The 16,937-nt window shown below is 59.2% G+C and carries 16 protein-coding genes and 2 pseudogenes; 10 read left to right on the forward strand and 8 right to left on the reverse strand.

What is annotated here, in order from left to right:
- Positions 1 to 157: 157 nt before the first annotated feature.
- On the forward strand, positions 158 to 1,057 hold the full coding sequence (gene nhaR / locus RHM58_RS31355) for a transcriptional activator NhaR (protein ID WP_201255454.1): 900 nt from the start codon (positions 158 to 160) through the stop codon (positions 1,055 to 1,057).
- Here the strand turns inward: nhaR and RHM58_RS31360 are convergent.
- Entirely contained in the window at positions 1,044 to 2,204 is a 1,161-nt protein-coding gene (locus RHM58_RS31360; RefSeq protein ID WP_201255453.1) for an MFS transporter, read from the reverse strand. The genes nhaR and RHM58_RS31360 overlap by 14 nt on opposite strands.
- A 336-nt stretch (positions 2,205 to 2,540) precedes the next feature.
- Between RHM58_RS31360 and sstT the strand changes: the two genes are divergently transcribed.
- Positions 2,541 to 3,773, forward strand: coding sequence for a serine/threonine transporter SstT (sstT, locus tag RHM58_RS31365; RefSeq protein ID WP_201255452.1), 1,233 nt, complete (start codon positions 2,541 to 2,543; stop codon positions 3,771 to 3,773).
- A 143-nt stretch (positions 3,774 to 3,916) separates the two neighbouring features.
- Here the strand turns inward: sstT and RHM58_RS31370 are convergent, their stop codons facing one another.
- On the reverse strand, positions 3,917 to 4,426 hold the full coding sequence (locus RHM58_RS31370; protein WP_201197038.1) for a DUF1993 domain-containing protein: 510 nt from the start codon (positions 4,424 to 4,426) through the stop codon (positions 3,917 to 3,919).
- Positions 4,427 to 4,565: 139 nt separating this feature from the next.
- On the opposite strand from RHM58_RS31370, the gene RHM58_RS31375 reads away from it, so the two are divergent.
- Positions 4,566 to 5,213: a YceH family protein gene (locus RHM58_RS31375; protein ID WP_201204742.1), complete on the forward strand. Its 648-nt coding sequence runs from the start codon at positions 4,566 to 4,568 to the stop codon at positions 5,211 to 5,213.
- A 131-nt stretch (positions 5,214 to 5,344) separates the two neighbouring features.
- Here the strand turns inward: RHM58_RS31375 and RHM58_RS31380 are convergent, their stop codons facing one another.
- Positions 5,345 to 5,863, reverse strand: coding sequence for a cupin domain-containing protein (locus RHM58_RS31380; protein ID WP_201255451.1), 519 nt, complete (start codon positions 5,861 to 5,863; stop codon positions 5,345 to 5,347).
- 163 nt (positions 5,864 to 6,026) lie between these two features.
- Positions 6,027 to 6,845: a shikimate 5-dehydrogenase gene (locus tag RHM58_RS31385; protein WP_201255450.1), complete on the reverse strand. Its 819-nt coding sequence runs from the start codon at positions 6,843 to 6,845 to the stop codon at positions 6,027 to 6,029.
- Positions 6,846 to 7,092: 247 nt separating this feature from the next.
- Here RHM58_RS31385 and RHM58_RS31390 point away from each other — a divergent pair, with 247 nt between their 5' ends.
- The 3 genes from RHM58_RS31390 (at position 7,093) to RHM58_RS31400 (ending at position 8,154) form a co-directional block, all read left to right on the forward strand.
- The gene (locus RHM58_RS31390; RefSeq protein ID WP_201255449.1) at positions 7,093 to 7,428 is read left to right on the forward strand and encodes a hypothetical protein; all 336 of its coding nucleotides are present in this window, start codon (positions 7,093 to 7,095) and stop codon (positions 7,426 to 7,428) included.
- Between the two features lie 248 nt (positions 7,429 to 7,676).
- Positions 7,677 to 7,871, forward strand: coding sequence for a hypothetical protein (locus RHM58_RS31395; protein WP_123409983.1), 195 nt, complete (start codon positions 7,677 to 7,679; stop codon positions 7,869 to 7,871).
- Between the two features lie 100 nt (positions 7,872 to 7,971).
- Positions 7,972 to 8,154, forward strand: coding sequence for a hypothetical protein (locus RHM58_RS31400; RefSeq protein WP_201204751.1), 183 nt, complete (start codon positions 7,972 to 7,974; stop codon positions 8,152 to 8,154).
- Here RHM58_RS31400 and RHM58_RS31405 read toward each other — a convergent pair.
- A complete protein-coding gene (locus RHM58_RS31405; RefSeq protein WP_201204753.1) occupies positions 8,151 to 9,212 on the reverse strand; it encodes an AI-2E family transporter in 1,062 nt (353 codons plus the stop codon). The genes RHM58_RS31400 and RHM58_RS31405 overlap by 4 nt on opposite strands.
- A gap of 160 nt (positions 9,213 to 9,372) precedes the next feature.
- Here RHM58_RS31405 and yegQ point away from each other — a divergent pair, with 160 nt between their 5' ends.
- Complete coding sequence (gene yegQ, locus RHM58_RS31410; protein ID WP_322269117.1) at positions 9,373 to 10,710, forward strand: tRNA 5-hydroxyuridine modification protein YegQ; 1,338 nt, start codon at positions 9,373 to 9,375, stop codon at positions 10,708 to 10,710.
- 176 nt (positions 10,711 to 10,886) lie between these two features.
- Here the strand turns inward: yegQ and RHM58_RS31415 are convergent.
- Positions 10,887 to 11,522: pseudogene (locus RHM58_RS31415) on the reverse strand (LysR substrate-binding domain-containing protein); the annotation flags it as partial.
- On the opposite strand from RHM58_RS31415, the pseudogene RHM58_RS31420 reads away from it, so the two are divergent.
- A pseudogene (locus tag RHM58_RS31420) lies at positions 11,501 to 12,064 on the forward strand (DMT family transporter); the annotation flags it as partial. The pseudogenes RHM58_RS31415 and RHM58_RS31420 overlap by 22 nt on opposite strands.
- Before the next feature lie 136 nt (positions 12,065 to 12,200).
- Here the strand turns inward: RHM58_RS31420 and RHM58_RS31425 are convergent.
- The gene (locus RHM58_RS31425) at positions 12,201 to 12,917 is read right to left on the reverse strand and encodes a FadR/GntR family transcriptional regulator (protein ID WP_201255447.1); all 717 of its coding nucleotides are present in this window, start codon (positions 12,915 to 12,917) and stop codon (positions 12,201 to 12,203) included.
- 302 nt (positions 12,918 to 13,219) lie between these two features.
- Between RHM58_RS31425 and RHM58_RS31430 the strand changes: the two genes are divergently transcribed.
- Both RHM58_RS31430 and gudD read left to right on the forward strand, forming a co-directional pair.
- Entirely contained in the window at positions 13,220 to 14,545 is a 1,326-nt protein-coding gene (locus tag RHM58_RS31430; RefSeq protein WP_416195351.1) for an MFS transporter, read from the forward strand.
- A 24-nt stretch (positions 14,546 to 14,569) separates the two neighbouring features.
- A complete protein-coding gene (gene gudD / locus RHM58_RS31435; protein ID WP_201255445.1) occupies positions 14,570 to 15,913 on the forward strand; it encodes a glucarate dehydratase in 1,344 nt (447 codons plus the stop codon).
- A 121-nt stretch (positions 15,914 to 16,034) separates the two neighbouring features.
- Here gudD and RHM58_RS31440 read toward each other — a convergent pair whose 3' ends face one another.
- Positions 16,035 to 16,919: a LysR family transcriptional regulator gene (locus RHM58_RS31440; protein WP_322269118.1), complete on the reverse strand. Its 885-nt coding sequence runs from the start codon at positions 16,917 to 16,919 to the stop codon at positions 16,035 to 16,037.
- Between the last annotated feature and the right edge of the window lie 18 nt (positions 16,920 to 16,937).

A 16,937-nucleotide genomic window follows, 5' to 3' on the forward strand; every position in this document is an offset into this window, starting at 1 on the left:
AAATTCGTATTTTTAGCGGTTATACTTCGGTTTATACGAACTCATAACTTCTGGAACTGAACACTTGATGTGTAGGAGCTGCCGAAGGCTGCGATCTTTTGATCTTTTAAAAGCAAAGATCGCATCCTTCGGCAGCTCCTACGGGGGATGTTGGCACATGCTGAATTATCGACAGCTGCATTACTTCTGGGTGGTGGCCAAGACTGGCAGCATCGTGCGCGCCTGTGAGCAGCTAAACCTGACGCCACAGACCATCAGCGGGCAGATTTCCTTGCTCGAACAAACCTACGGCATCGAATTGTTTCGGCGGGTCGGGCGCAATCTGGAACTCACCGAGGCCGGGCGCCAGACCTTGCCGTATGCCGAGCAGATGTTCCAGCTCGGTGGAGAGTTGGAGTTGATGCTCCGCGCCCAGCCCAATGAACAACAGATTCTGTTTCGGGTCGGCGTGGCGGACGTGGTGCCCAAATCCATCGTCTATCGGCTGATCGCGCCAACCATGGAGTTGAGCGAGCCGCTGCGCATTACCTGCCGCGAAGACAAACTGGAACGTTTACTCGCCGACCTGGCGATCCAGCGCCTGGACCTGGTGATCTCCGACAGCCCGATGCCTTCGCACCTGGACATCAAGGGCTACAGCCAGAAGCTCGGGGAATGCGGGATCAGCTTCTTCGGGACTCCAGAACTGGCGGCGCAGTACGGTCAGGACTTCCCCCGTAGCCTGCACGGCGCACCCTTGCTGATCCCGGGGCCGGAAACAGTGGTGCGCAGTCGTTTGCAACGTTGGTTTGCCGAGCAGCAGATTCAACCGCGTATCGTTGGGGAGTTCGACGACAGCGCGCTGATGCAGGCCTTCGGCCAATCCGGCAGCGGGATTTTTATCGGCCCGAGCGTGATTGCCGACGAGGTGAAACGCCAATACGGCGTGGAGTTGATCGGCCAGACCGACGCGGTCACCGAGTCGTTCTACGCCATTTCGGTGGAGCGCAAGGTCAAGCACCCCGGCATTGTGGCGATTACCGAAGGTGCCCGACGCGAGCTGTTTACTGAACTGTGAGAGTCTCACGAGGCTTCATGGTCATCAGCGCCATGGCCAGCAGGATCGAAGCGAGGATAAACGCGGCCGCCGCGAAACCCAGACCGCCCAGACCAACAGCGTTGATCACCCGGCCGCCAACCATGGCGCCCAAACCGATCCCCAGGTTGGCCCCGGCAATGTTCAGCGACGCAGCAAAGGCCGGCGCCTCAGGCGCAGCCTTCATCAAACGCACATGGCTGACCAGGAATAGCGCAGCCTGAGTGATCCCCCAAATGCCCATCGCCGCCGCCAGACCGAGCGGCGACTGAATGTTCGGCACCAAGGCAATCAGGCCGGCAATCAAGAACGCGCAGAACATCATCGACGCGATCAGCGGATGACGATCCACCGCGCGGCCGCCCCACCAGTTGCCGATCAACCCCACCGCACCGAAGCCCATCAGGCACCAACCCACCAGCGTGCCGTTGAAACCGGCCAGGCGTTCAAGAATGTCCGCCAGGTAGGTATAAGCAGTGAACATGCCGGTAAACACCAGGATCGACAGCAGCACATGACCGATCATCAACGGGCTGCGCAGGATTTTGAACTGTGAACGAAAGCTCACCTGATTCTGATGCAGGATGGTTCTCGGCAAGTAGATATACAGCAGCAAGGCTTTGGCAAACGCGATCACTGCCAAAATGCCGAAGGCGCTGCGCCAGCCGAATGCATCGGAAATCAGCGTGCCCACCGGAATACCGAACACCATCGCGCAGACAATCCCGAAACCGATCTTGGAAATGGCCCGCCCGGCATGATCCGGTCCGGAGATGTCCACCGCTGTCTCACTGGCCAAAGCCCAGAACACCGGCAACCCCAACGCCGGGATTAACCGGGCGAAAGCCATCACCCAGATATTCGGCGCTAATGCCGCAACGGTGTTGGCCACGCCGAACATGATCAGAATCGAGATAAACAGCTTGCGCCGCTCGAACCTTGCGAAGTACGCAGTCAGGAACGGGCCAAACGCGGCCACGGTGAAGGCGAACAAGGTCACCAGCAATCCCGCCTGGGGAATCGTGACGTCCAGGTCCCGAGCGAGCGCCGGCAACAGGCCGACGATGATGAACTCTGTGGTCAGCACCGTGAAACCGGCGGCAGACAACAGAAGAATGGGCAGAAGCATGTGGAACTCCAGAAAAACGACGACGCCAGCGACAGCCTGAAGGCCCACTGGCGGATTTGAAAATGAGGATGGTGAATCTTATCAGAGTGTTTCCGACAGCGGTGGCTCAGCTCGGACATATCCGCTTAAACAACCGGGCGGCAGATCGTCACAGGGCTGAAGGATCAAGACTACCCTGTGATAAAGTCCGCGCCCTGCGATTCGTACACCCTGTTCATCGGCCAGTTTTTTGGCATTGATGTCGCGTTACCCCCTCGGTTCTTTTCATGTGGCCTGCCCGGCTTGTTGCTGCATGACCCACGGAACCCTGCACCCAAAAAAATCAGAGATACCGTTATGAGCGCTTCATCCCCTTCCCTATTGCACCGTTTGAAACGCACCAGCCTGGTCACGCAGATCATCATCGGTTTGATCGCAGGCATTGCCCTGGCCCTGTTCGCCCCTGAAGTGGCGAAGTCCACCGCGTTCATTGGCAAAGTCTTTGTGTCGGCCCTGAAAGCCGTTGCGCCGATTCTGGTGTTCGTGCTGGTCATGGCCTCGATCGCCAACCATAAGCACGGTCAGGAAACCCACATCCGGCCGATTCTGTTTCTGTACTTGCTGGGCACCTTCGCCGCTGCCGTGGTCGCGGTCGTCGCCAGCACGTTGTTCCCGTCGACGTTGGTCCTGGCGACGCACGATGTTGCGGTGACCGCACCAGGCGGCATCAGTGAAGTCCTGCAAAGTCTGCTGCTGAGCGTGGTCGACAACCCGGTCAGCGCGCTGATGAATGCCAACTTCATCGGCATTCTGGCGTGGGCGATCGGCATGGGTGTTGCCATTCGCCATGCCGGTGACACGACCCGCGAGGTACTCGGCGACTTATCCAACGGCGTGACCTTGATCGTGCGCCTGGTAATCCGTTTCGCGCCGCTGGGGATATTCGGGCTGGTGGCTTCGACCCTGGCCACCTCGGGCTTCGGCGCCTTGATCGGCTACGTGCACCTGCTGGCGGTATTGCTGGGCTGCATGGTGTTTGTGGCGTTGGTGATGAACCCGATCATCGTGTTCTGGAAACTGCGCCGCAACCCGTATCCGCTGGTGCTGATGTGCCTGCGGGAAAGCGGCATCACCGCATTTTTCACCCGCAGTTCGGCGGCGAACATTCCGGTCAATCTGGAATTGAGCAAACGCCTGGGCCTGCACGAAGACACCTACTCGGTGTCGATCCCGCTCGGCGCGACCATCAACATGGCGGGCGCGGCGATCACCATTACTGTGCTGACCCTGGCCGCCGTGCATACGCTGGGGATTGCCGTGGACATTCCGACCGCTATTTTGCTCAGCGTCGTCGCGGCAATCTGCGCATGTGGCGCCTCGGGTGTGGCGGGCGGTTCGTTGTTGCTGATTCCGCTGGCGTGCAGCCTGTTTGGGATTCCGAGTGAAATCGCCATGCAGGTGGTGGCCGTGGGTTTCATCATCGGCGTGCTGCAGGACTCGGCGGAGACGGCGTTGAATTCGTCCACCGATGTGTTGTTCACCGCCGCGGCGTGTTTGGGTGAAGACGAAAAAGCGCAGCGTTTGGCCTGACACCACGCCCCCGTAGGAGCCAGGCTTGCCGGCGAAGGCGTACTCAAGATCGCCTTCGCCGGCAAGCCTGGCGCCTACAGAAGATCAAATGAAAAAGCCCGCCAAGGCGTAAACCTTGGCGGGCTTTTTTGTAGCCGGGTGGTTTAGAACGCGCCCATGTAATCACGCTTGCCCACTTCAACACCGTTGTGACGCAGCAGTGCGTAGGTGGTGGTGACGTGGAAGAAGAACTGCGGCAGGCCGTAGGTCAGCAGGTAAGCCTGGCCAGTGAAGCGCTTCTCTTTCGGCGTGCCTTGACGGGTGATGATCTCGATCCCTTCCTTGCCATCGATCTGCTCAGGCTTGAACTCGCCGATGAAGGCCAGAACCTTGGCGATCAGCGCTTGCAGTTCGGCGAAGGTTGTTTCGGTGTCGTCGTACTTCGGCAGCTCGACTTCAGCCAGACGCGCGGAAACGCCCTTGGCGAAATCTACGGCGATCTGCACCTGACGCACCAGCGGGAACATGTCCGGGTACAGACGGGCTTGCAGGAAAGCGTTCGGGTCGATGTTCTTGGCGGTGGCGTGGGCTTCGGCCTTGTTCAGAACGTCGCTCAGGGCGTTGAGCATTTGTTTGAAAACCGGGACGGAGGCGGCGTACAGGGAAATGGTCATGGCAGTCTCGTGTTGTGGCGGGGTTGAAACATGCGCCGATTATAGCCATGCCCGAGCGCCCTGCGGCTTGTCTTTTATCCAGCAAGGATTACGCTAGGCGGCTTCGACTGCACGCTTTGACAGCAAAGGGAAAAGCGCGATGAGCACTGAGCAAGAAACGACCTTCGACGAACCGCGCCTCAACAGCACGGAAATCCGCATCCTGGGCTCGTTGATCGAGAAGCAGGCCACCAGCCCGGAAACCTATCCGCTGACCCTCAATGCCCTGGTCATCGCCTGCAACCAGAAAACCAGCCGCGAACCGGTGATGAACCTCACCCAAGGCCAGGTCGGCCAGAGCCTGCGCGCCCTGGAAGGCCGCGGCTTCACCAAATTGGTAATGGGCAGCCGTGCCGACCGTTGGGAACACAAGGTGGACAAGGCGCTGGAACTGGTGCCAGCCCAGGTGATTCTGACCGGGCTGTTGTTTCTGCGCGGCCCGCAAACGGTCAATGAACTGCTGACCCGCAGCGGTCGCATGCATGAATTCGAAGATGCGGAACAGGTGGTGCATCAGCTCGAGCGTTTGATTGCCCGGGGTCTGGCGTTGCTGATTCCGCGTCAGGCCGGTCAGCGTGAAGACCGTTATATGCATGCACTGGGCGACCCGGCGGATATTGAGGTGATTCTCGCGGCAAGGCAGAACCCAGTGGAACGTGGTGCGGGTGGCGGCGTGTCGGTTGAGCGGATCGAAGAGCTTGAAGCGCGGATAGCGGCGCTGGAAGAGCGCTTGGCGCGCCTCGAATAACCGGCACACATCGTCAAAAAATGTGGGAGCGAGCTTGCTCGCGATAGCGGTCTTTCAGGTGAATCAATGCTGGATGTGCCGCCGTCATCGCGAGCAAGCTCGCTCCCACAGGAGATCGGGGGTGCTGGTAGTTACTCGCCGTCCCAGTAATCCACGCCATCACCCGGCCGGGCGACCGCGACAAACCCCGAGGCATTGCCTTGGGCATCAACCTTGAAGTCATCCATCACCGCATACTTGCCGGAATCCGGGTATTCGCAGATTTCCGGTGATTGCTGGGTACTGACCGCCAAATAACGCAGCTCCGCGTTACTGCTATTGATGATCTGATGCGCCGCCTCAGGACCGCCCGGCGGGCAGGCGATCACGTCGCCGGCGCGAATCGGGAAGCGCTCGGCACCGAGGCGAACCTCCCCTTCCCCGGCCACGACGAAAAACATCTCCTCGTTGACCCGATGACTATGAAACGGACTGCCGCGCATCCCCGGTTCCAGCGCATACAAGCGATAACCGAGCTTCTGCGCACCCAGTTGCTGGCCGATGCGGGCCGTGCGTTGTTGATAGCGGCCGGCGGTGTCGCCGGTCGGGGCCAGCGACTCAGGCAACGGTAAAAGCTCGGCCTGATCCAGATTGAGAATACGCGGATGCATGGAGACCTCGGTCACTGTATTTGTTGTAGGAGGCAAATCTTCGTTTGCTGGGGGCCAGTATAGAACTGGCCAGACGCAAAAAGATCGCAGCCTTCGGCAGCTCCAGGGTGTACGCAATCCATGGAGCTGCCGAAGGCTGCGATCTTTTGATCTTTAGCCGTTATCAGCTCCGGGCAAACGCCACCGCGGCCTTGAACTGCTCATCCGTCGGCCGCACGCCGGTATAAAGCACAAACTGCTCCAACGCCTGGATCGCAATCACTTCCAGCCCGGTAATCACCCGCTTGCCTTCAGCCCGACCGCGCACGATCAGCGGTGTTTCCGAGGGGATCGCCACCACATCGAAGACAGTCTCGGCAGAAGCGATGGTTTCAGCGTCAAACGCCAGTTGATCGGCATCCAAGCCGCCGGTCATGCCGATCGGCGTAACGTTGATCAGCATCTGCGGGCTCCGCGCCCCCAGTTCGGCTTGCCACTCATAGCCCAGGGATTCGGCCATTGCCCGCCCGGCGCGCTCGTTTCGGGCGACGATCAGGCCGTTTTCGTAACCGCCATCACGCAAGGCACTGGCCACAGCCTTCGCCATGCCGCCACTGCCGCGCAGGGCAAAGGTCGACTCTTTGGGCACTTGATGGGTTTCCAGCAACTGGGCGATGGCGATGTAATCGGTGTTGTAGGCCTTGAGGTGGCCGTCGGTATTGACGATGGTGTTGATCGATTGAATGGCCGCGGCCGAGGCGTCCAGCTCATCGACCAGCGCGATGCAGGCTTCCTTGAACGGCATCGACACGCCGCAACCGCGAATGCCCAAGGCACGAATGCCACCCACAGCGCCGCTAAGGTCCTGGCTGCTGAAGGCCTTGTAGTAAAAATTCAGCCCCAGTTGTTCGTACAGATGATTGTGGAATCGCAGGCCAAAGTTCCCGGGGCGTGCTGACAGAGACATGCACAGCTGGGTGTCTTTGTTGGGGTTCATCTGCATGAAACTTCTCCTTTTAATGCACTTTCAGATAGACGGGATTAGCCATTGCACCCGTTCTGTTCGATCATAGCGAGGTGTCTACACCCCGGTATTGCGGGGCTGTAAAGACGTCGGTACAGAGCCTTACACAAACTTTACCTAGTGGCTGTGCTGATTTTCAAAAAGTCGCTGTCTTAGAAGTATCCCCGCGATAATCCTTGGGTCTATTTGCAGATTCAAGCGCCGGGTCGAACAACGAGGAATTATCATGATCCGTAAACTTCCTGTCTTAGCTTTGCTGATCGGTGCATTAGCTGTCGCCGGACAGGCGCAAGCCGGTGGTTACTATTATCACGGTGGTCACGGTGGCTGCTGCTGGGGTGGCGGTCACGGTGGCTGGGTCGGACCGGCCGCTGTCGGTGCAGTCCTGGGCGCTGTGGTAGCGGGTTCTGTGTACGCCAACTCGGGTCCGCGTACGGTTTACGTACAGCAACCGGTCTACGTCCAACCGCAGCCGGTCTATGTGCAGCCACAGCCGGTCTATGCACCGCCGCCACCGGTTTACTACCAGCCACAGGGCTACTACGTTCAGCCTCGCTATTAAGGCCCACACGAGTAGCGTTCAGCTGTAATTGGAACAGGCACCGCCGCAAGGCGGGGCCTGTTTTTGTTTCTGAAGTCTGAATAAATGTCACCAAGGTCGCTGTCAGGACAGTGCTTGCGACTAGAATCGGCATCATTGACGTAAGCCCTTCCTTCACATTGAAGAAAACGGTCATATTTATGTCATGTCAGGTCCGCAAGCTTGGGCCTGTCCGTAAACAACAGGTTGATAAAAACAAGGACGACCTCATGCCAACGCAAAACCCGCACCGCAATGTCGGCTTGTGTACCTCCAGCAAGGTGTACAACGCACTGACCGAACTCAAGCACCTGGAAGGTCATCGCAGCGCCAAGTTCCTCTCGCTGCTGGCCGAAAACCTGGTGCGCAAAGGCCTGCTCAACGAGCAGGAAGTGGTTCATATGCTCGATCTGGTAGTCGATTGACCGCCATACTCGCTGGCATCAATGACCACTATCAAGAACGTTGATTGTCCGTTGAACCGCGCGGTCCGTAAGGTGGCTCCATAGATCGATGGAGGTACTTATGTCCCAGGTTCAGATCATGTCCGTTATCGGCAGCGCCGTTCCCGCATCGCTCAGAGAGCTAGGACTGCTCGCCTGTTGGTATGTGATGCGCGACGGCGAACCGATCAGCGGTCCGCTCACCTCGCTTCCCGCCGCCCAGGCCCTGTCGCAACGCATCGGCATCGTCCGGCTCATCGCCTAAGGCAGCTGAACCTGCGGCTTGCTTTCGACATAGATCGCCCAGCTCGACATAAACAGCGCGGCGATCAACGGCCCGATTACAAAACCGTTCAGACCGAACACGGCCATACCGCCCAAGGTCGAGATCAGGATCATGTAGTCGGGCATCCGGGTGTCTTTGCCCACCAGGATCGGCCGCAGCAGATTGTCCACCAGGCCAATCACAAATACCCCGAACAACCCCAGCACCACGCCCTGCCAGATCGCCCCGCTGAGCAGGAAGTACACCGCCACCGGCGCCCAGACAATCCCCGCCCCCACCGCTGGCAACAGCGACAGAAACGCCATCAACACCGCCCAGAGCAGCACACTGGGGATATCCAAAAACCAGAAAATCAAGCCGCCCAACGCACCCTGCGTGATCGCCACCAACAAATTGCCTTTGACGGTGGCCCGCACCACGCGATTGAATTTAAGCTGCAAACGGCGTTTCTGGTGTTCCTGTAACGGCACGGCGGTGCGGACTTTGCGCGCCAGCTCGGCGCCGTCCCGCAGAAAGAAGAACAACAGGTACAGCATGATGAAAAAGCTGACGATGAACTCGAATGTCCCCTGACCAACACTGAAAACCTGCGTGGCAAAGAATTGACTGCCTTGCATCGCGCCCTTGACGATTTTGTCCTGCACCCCCTTCAACTCACCTACGCCGGACCGATCAAGCAAATGCTGGAAATACGGCGGCAAGCCATGCTTGAACTGCGACACATACCCGGCGATGTCCAGCTCGCCGCTTTCGATGCGGTTGTACAGCGACGCGCCTTCCTGAACCAGCAGGACACTGAGGATGATCACCGGCAAAATCGCGATCACCAGACAAATACTCAGGGTGCACAGCGACGTCAGGTTGCGCTGCCAGCCGAACTTCAATTGCAGCCGCCGCTGCATCGGCGCGAAGACGATGCCGAGGATGACCGCCCAGAACACCGCACCGTAAAACGGCAACAGAATCCAGATAAAGGCCAGGGTCACGACGACCAGCAACACAAGCAGCGCCCTGTTTTGTAGCGTGGTTTCTTTCATGTCCGATCCATGTCAATCCGCAACGGAGCAGGCGCTCCTTGATGCTTAGTCCGCCACGGTTCGCATGAGTGCCATCCGTTTGTTCATCAAGCATAGATCCAGATCAATGATCCCTGAGGGCAAGCCCTCTATCCTCGGCTGCTTTGCGATCGATACCGCCATGCCCCTTGCCACACCACTCTCAATCCCAGAGCTGCTCGCCCCCGCCGGCACTCTGAAAAACATGCGTTATGCCTTCGCCTACGGCGCCGATGCGGTGTACGCCGGGCAGCCGCGCTACAGCTTGCGGGTGCGCAATAACGAATTCGACCACGCCAACCTGGCCCTCGGCATCAAAGAGGCGCAAGCCCAGAACAAGCGCTTCTACGTGGTGGTCAACATCGCGCCGCACAACGCCAAGCTCAAAACGTTCTTGAAAGACCTGACTCCGGTGATTGCCATGGCGCCGGACGCGCTGATCATGTCCGACCCGGGCCTGATCATGCTGGTACGCCGGCACTTCCCGCAGATGCCAATCCATTTGTCGGTGCAGGCCAACACGGTGAATTGGGCGAGCGTCGAGTTCTGGCAGCAACAGGGCTTGAGCCGGATCATCCTGTCGCGGGAACTGTCCCTGGAGGAAATCGCCGAAATTCGCCAGCAAGTACCGGCCATGGAACTGGAAGTGTTCGTCCACGGCGCGTTGTGCATGGCCTATTCCGGACGCTGCCTGCTCTCGGGCTACATGAACAAGCGCGACGCCAACCAGGGCAGTTGCACCAACGCTTGCCGCTGGAAGTACTCGGCACAGGCGGCCACGGAGAATCAGCTCGGCGAGATTGTTCAACAGTTCCAGCCTGAGCCGACTTTAGGCATCGGCGCACCGACCGATCAGGTGTTCCTGTTGCAAGAAGCCAATCGTCCAGACGAGTTGATGCCAGCCTTCGAGGACGAACACGGCACCTACATCATGAACGCCAAAGACCTGCGCGCCGTGCAGCATGTCGAGCGTTTGACGCAAATGGGCGTGCATTCACTGAAGATCGAAGGCCGAACCAAATCCCACTTCTATTGCGCCCGCACCACTCAGGTGTATCGCCAGGCCATTGATGATGCGGTGGCCGGTCGCGCCTTCAATCGCAATCTGATGACTGATCTGGAGTCCCTGGCCCAGCGCGGCTACACCGAAGGGTTCCTGCGTCGGCATGTGCATGATGAGTATCAGAACTACCAGAACGGCAGCTCGGTGTCGGAGCGACAGCAGTTTGTCGGGGAATTGACCGGCGAACGGCACGATCGCCTGGCCGAAGTGAAGGTGAAGAACCGCTTTGGCCTGGGCGATCATATGGAACTGATGACGCCCAAGGGCAACTTCCACTTTGATTTGCATCAGTTGCAGAACATCAAAGGCGAGCCGATTGAAGTGGCGCCGGGGGATGGGCACACGGTGTATGTGCCGATTCCGGATGCGGTGGATTTGCGGTTTGGGTTGTTGATGCGCGATGTGACCGGCAATTGAAAAATCAGCGCAAAACCTGTGGCGAGGGAGCTTGCTCCCGTCCGGCTGCGCAGCAGTCGTAAAACCTGCATCCAGGGTGTGCCTGACGAATCGCGGTTGCCTGTTTTGGGGCTGCTTCGCAACCCAGCGGAAGCAAGCTCCCTCGCCACAATGGTCATTTGTAATGCCACAAAAGATCACGCGAACTCTTCGCGCAACATCCCCACAAACGCCTCTCGCGCCGGGTGAACCCCGACGTTTTCATGCCAGTAAAACAAATTCTCGACAGCCGTCAGTTCGGGGAATTCATACCCCGCGCATCCCGCCCCTTTGGCGTACTGATCAAACACCCCTTTTGGCACCAACGCCACGCCAGCCCCGGCACTAACGCAACCGACAATCGCACCATAACTGGCCAGGCTGACAATCGGCAGCGCCTGCCCCTGGCGCAGCAACCAATGTTCCAGCGCCGCCCGATACGGACAGCCCTGCAGCCACATAAACACGGTTTTGTCCTGCAAATCCGCGATGTCGCGCACCGGCCCCAGCGACGTTGAAGCAATCAGCAGCAGCTCTTCGCGGTACATCGGCGTGCGCTTGAGTTGTGAGCGCTCGACATCCACTGCAACGATGGCGCCGTCGAGGCGGTGATTGGCGGTGTCGTCGAGCAACTGGCTCCAGGTTCCGGTGGTCAGCTCCAGGGCTACGCCGGGATAACGCTGGTGGAACTTGGCGAGTAATCGCGGCAATCGACCGATGGCCGAAGATTCGATGGCGCCGATGCGCAGCGGCCCAGACGGGTCGGCGGATGGAGGATCGGGTGAGCGGCTGGCGCTGGGGCTGTGTGTTGCTGGGGTTGATCGGCGTGGTGATTGTGATGGCCGGCGATAAAGGCCTCGGCGGCATTGATGCCCACGGCTTGCTGATCCTGCTGGCGGCGGTGTCGTGGAGTTTTTACTTTGCGCTGCAGAAGCATCACACCGGGCGTTATGACGGTTTGACCCTGACTTGCTACACGGTCTGGTGCGGGACCGCGTTGTTGTTGGTTTATCTGCCAGGGCTGGCGGATCAGGTAGTGCGAGCGCCGGTTAAAGTGCAGATAGTGGTGATTGGGTTGGGCGTGTTTCCGAGTGCCTTGGCGTACCTGGCTTGGGCGTTTGTGCTGGCCCATGTGGATTTGAGTCGTGCGGCGATGACGTTGTACCTGGTGCCGCCGACAGCGATGGCGATTGCCTCGGTTGCGCTGGGTGAGCGGCCGGCGATGATAGTTATCGTCGGCGCGCTGGTGGTGTTGACCAGTGTGTTGGCGTTGAATCTGGAGCGGCGAGTGGTGGGGCTTCTGACGCTATCGCGAGCAGGCTCGCTCCCACATTGACCGCGAGAACACTGGAGATCCCCTGTGGGAGCGGGCTTGCTCGCGAAGAGGCCGTGTCAGTCGACATCCATGCTGCCTGATACACCGCTTTCGCGAGCAAGCCCGCTCCCACAAGGGGTTTGTGGTGTTGTTGGGATCAGGTGTTCCCTGATGAAAACCGGTCGCGGCTGTTGGTCAGGTGCAGCCACATCGCCGCCCGCGCTGCGTCCGGGTCCTGGCGTTTGATGGCGTTGAGGATTGCTTCGTGCTCTTGATTGGCCAGTTGCCCGAGCTTGCTCAAATCCGTCGAACCGCGCTCGGTCGCGTTGACCCGCGTCCGGGGAATCATCGCGCTGCCCAGTTGCTGCATGATTTCGGTGAAGCACACATTGCCGGTCGCTTCGGCGATCAGCAGGTGAAAGCGCTTGTCGGCTTCAACGCAACTGTCGTTGTTGGCGAGCAGGCTTTGATAGTCATCCAACGCTTCACGCATCTGCGCCAATTGCTGATCGGTACGGCGAATCGCAGCTAGCGCGGCAGCCTGGGTTTCCAGGCCCATGCGCAATTCCAGAATGCTGCGCACCCCCAGCGCGGTGTCGACGTTCAGTCGCAGCCCCTGCTCCGCTGCGCGCTCGATCACGAACGTGCCGATGCCGTGACGGGTCTCCACCAACCCCGATGCCTGCAGCTTCGAAATCGCCTCACGCACCACCGTTCGGCTGACCCCGTGCTCCTGAACAATCGTGTTCTCCGACGGCAGCTTGTCTCCCGGCAGCATCTGGCCGAGCAGGATGCTTTGGGTCAGCTTGGCCACCAGGTCATGAGCCAGGTTGTGGCTGCGCTTGCGGGCAGGTGCGTCGAGGTCTTCTTGCATGGCGATCATCCGAAAAGCGGGGCTATCCGGATCGTAGCACCGGGCTCGCCCGGAATCTCATGAAAACAACACTCAACTTGTATGACAACACTCAACAATCAGCGCTTCAACCCCTCGAAACAGCCAGAACAAAACATCTAAAAGAATAACAAATTGCCTATAAAGCGCCATTTCGTTGGATATCAGCGCTTGCGGGATCAAAAAACCTAGTTGTATGATGTCTATCAACGCGAAACGCCCAGCAATACCCCGCATAAAAATAATCAGTGGGAGAAAAGCAAGTGAGTACATCCGCATCCGCGATAAACGACGGCGCCGATTCAGTCCTGAAATCCGCCATCTCGAAAGTCAAACGCCACGTCCTGCCGCTGTTCGTGATCATGTTTATCGTCAACTACATTGACCGCGTAAACATTGGCTTCGTCCGCGCCCACATGGAGCAGGATCTGGGCATCGGCGCTGCCGCCTACGGCCTCGGTGCCGGCCTGTTCTTCATTGGTTACGCGCTGTTCGAAGTCCCCTCCAACATGCTTCTGCAAAAAGTCGGCGCGCGCATCTGGCTGACCCGGATCATGCTGACCTGGGGCCTGGTTGCCGCCGGCATGGCGTTCATCCAGAACGAAACCCACTTCTACATCCTGCGTTTTCTGCTCGGTGTTGCCGAAGCCGGGTTCTTTCCCGGGGTGATTTATTACTTCACCCGCTGGTTGCCTGGGCTTGAACGCGGTAAGGCGATTGCGATCTTCCTTAGCGGCTCGGCGGTTGCGTCGCTGATCTCCGGCCCGCTGTCCGGGATGTTGCTGCAACTCAATGGTTTCGGCCTGCACGGTTGGCAGTGGATGTACTTCATTGAAGGCATGTTCTCGGTTGGGCTGTGCGTATTCGTCTGGTTCTGGCTTGACTCCAAACCCCACGACGCCAAATGGCTGAGCCGCGACGAACAGGACGCGCTGGTCAAGGCAATCGACGACGAACAACTCGCTCGCGAAGCCGCGACGCCGATCAAACCGTCCCTGGGCAAACTGCTCAAGGACCGTCAGATCATCCTCTTCTGCCTGATCTACTTCTTCATTCAGTTGACCATTTATGCCGCGACCTTCTGGCTGCCGAGCATCATCAAGAAGATGGGCGACCTCAGCGACATCCAGGTCGGGTTGTTCAATTCGATCCCGTGGTTGCTGTCGATTGTCGGCATGTACGCCTTCGCCGCGTTTTCGGCCAAATGGAAACACCAGCAAGCCTGGGTCGCCGCTGCGCTGCTGATTGCTGCGGCCGGGATGTTCATGTCCACCACCGGCGGACCGATCTTTGCCTTTGTGGCGATCTGCTTCGCGGCGCTGGGTTTCAAATCGGCGTCGTCGCTGTTCTGGCCGATTCCCCAGGCGTACCTGGATGCGCGGATCGCTGCCGGCGTGATCGCGCTGATCAACTCGGTGGGCAACCTTGGCGGCTTCGTCGCGCCGACCACGTTCGGTCTGTTGGAAGAACACACCGGTTCGATTCAGGGCGGGCTCTACGGTTTGGCGGCGACTTCGATCATCGCCGCAATCATTGTCTTCGCCGCCCGCAACACACCGAAAACCGCACCCGCCGCTGCCCCCGGCAAACCCGCTTCCAGCCACGCCTGAACCTCAGTTTTGAAGGACATAACAATGAACGCACAAGACACTGCAAAAGCGCCGATCATCACCAGCATGCAAGTGGTTCCGGTGGCGGGCCACGACGGCATGCTGCTCAACCTGAGCGGTGCTCACGGTCCGTTTTTCACCCGCAACATCGTGATCCTCACCGACAACGCCGGGCACACCGGCGTCGGTGAAGTGCCGGGCGGCGAACGCATTCGCCAGACCCTGGAAGATGCGCGCTCGCTGGTGGTCGGCAGCCCCATCGGCACCTACCAGAAGATCCTCAATCAGGTGCGCCAGACCTTCGCCGATCGCGATGCCGGCGGCCGCGGCCTGCAAACCTTCGACCTGCGCATCACCATTCACGCCGTCACTGGCCTGGAGGCCGCCCTGCTCGACTTGCTCGGCCAGCATCTGGACGTGCCGGTCGCGGCGCTGCTCGGCGAAGGCCAGCAGCGTGATGAAGTGAAAATGCTCGGCTATCTGTTTTACGTCGGCGACCGTAACGAAACCGATCTGGCCTACCGCAGCGAACCAGACGCCGACAACGACTGGTTTCGTGTGCGTCACGAAAAAGCCATGACTGCCGACGCGGTAGTGCGCCTCGCCGAGGCCGCCCATGCCCGTTACGGTTTCAAAGACTTCAAACTCAAGGGCGGCGTGCTCAGCGGCGATGAAGAAATCGAAGCGGTCACCGCCTTGGCCGAACGCTTCCCTGATGCGCGCATCACCCTTGACCCGAATGGCGCGTGGTCACTGAAAGAAGCGATCCGCTTGTGCCGCGATCAGCATCACGTCTTGGCGTACGCCGAAGATCCGTGCGGGGCGGAGAACGGTTACTCGGGCCGTGAAGTCATGGCTGAATTTCGCCGCGCCACGGGGCTGAAAACCGCGACCAATATGATCGCCACTGACTGGCGGGAGATGGGTCACGCGATTCAATTGCAATCGGTGGATATTCCGCTGGCTGACCCGCACTTCTGGACCATGCAGGGCTCGGTTCGGGTGGCGCAGATGTGCCATGAATGGGGCCTGACCTGGGGCTCGCATTCCAACAACCATTTCGACATTTCCCTGGCCATGTTCACCCACGTTGCGGCGGCTGCGCCGGGTGAAATCACCGCCATCGATACACACTGGATCTGGCAGGACGGCCAGCGTCTGACCAAAGCGCCGCTGCAAATTGTCGGTGGCTGTGTGCAAGTGCCGAAGAAGCCGGGGCTCGGTGTGGAACTGGATTTGGATCAACTGGCCAAGGCGCATGAGTTGTATAAAGGCATGGGCCTGGGCGCGCGGGATGACAGCGTGGCGATGCAGTTTCTGATTCCGGGCTGGAAGTTTGATAACAAACGGCCGTGTTTGGTGCGTTAACCCGACTGACACACCACCATCCCTGTGGGAGCGGGCTTGCTCGCGAAAGCGGTCTAACAGTCACATAGATGTTGGATGTGCCGCCGCCTTCGCGAGCAAGCTCGCTCCCACAGGGTCCGCATTAACATTCATTCATCTGCGCAGCATGTAGAAGCCATTGCTTGAACGCCACCATCGCCGGCGTTTCAGGCCGCGACTGCAAGCGCGTCAACCAATAACTACCCGTGGTGATGTGAATGGCAAACGGCTGCTCAATCGCCCCCGCCGCCAATTGCCGAGCGAACATCAACGGCGGCGCCAACGCCACACCCGCACCTTGCAGCGCCGCCTCCATCATCGCCAGCGATGAGTCGAAGATAATGCTTTGTGGCGGCGCAGCGTGGGTCGAGAGGCCCGACGCCTGAAACCAGTCCGGCCATTCATCCGTGCGATACGAACGCAACAACGTCTGCTGCAACAAGTCGACGGGTGATGCCAGTTGCCGGGCGATCTCGGGAACGCACAACACCGACAGCGGCGCCTCGATCAGCCGCACCGCTTCAATTCCATGCCACGCCCCGGCGCCAAAACGAATCGCGTAATCCAGCCCTTCAGCGGCCACATCCACCCGGTTGTTGTTGGTCGACAGGCGTAAATCTATGAACGGATGTTTCGCCTGGAAGTCGGCCAGACGCGGCAACAGCCAACCCACTGCGAACGTCCCCACGGCACCCACCGTCAGCACTTCCCGGTAATGTCCGCCCTCAAGTCGCTCCAGTGTTTCGGCAATTCGGTCGAAGGATTCGCGCAGCACCGGCAGCAGGGTTTCGCCCTCGCTGGTCAACATAAGGCCACGGGGCAAGCGTTTGAACAGGGTTACGTTAAGCTGGGCCTCAAGGCTTTTGACCTGATGACTCACCGCCGCTTGCGTGACGCACAACTCCACCGCCGCCCGGGTGAAGCTCAAATGCCGCGCCGAGGCCTCGAAGGCGCGCAGAGCGTTCAATGGTAATTGCGGACGAATCATGGCCACTCCCAAACTTTT

This window comes from Pseudomonas sp. 10S4 (assembly GCF_034344865.1).
In the GTDB taxonomy this organism is placed as follows: domain Bacteria; phylum Pseudomonadota; class Gammaproteobacteria; order Pseudomonadales; family Pseudomonadaceae; genus Aquipseudomonas.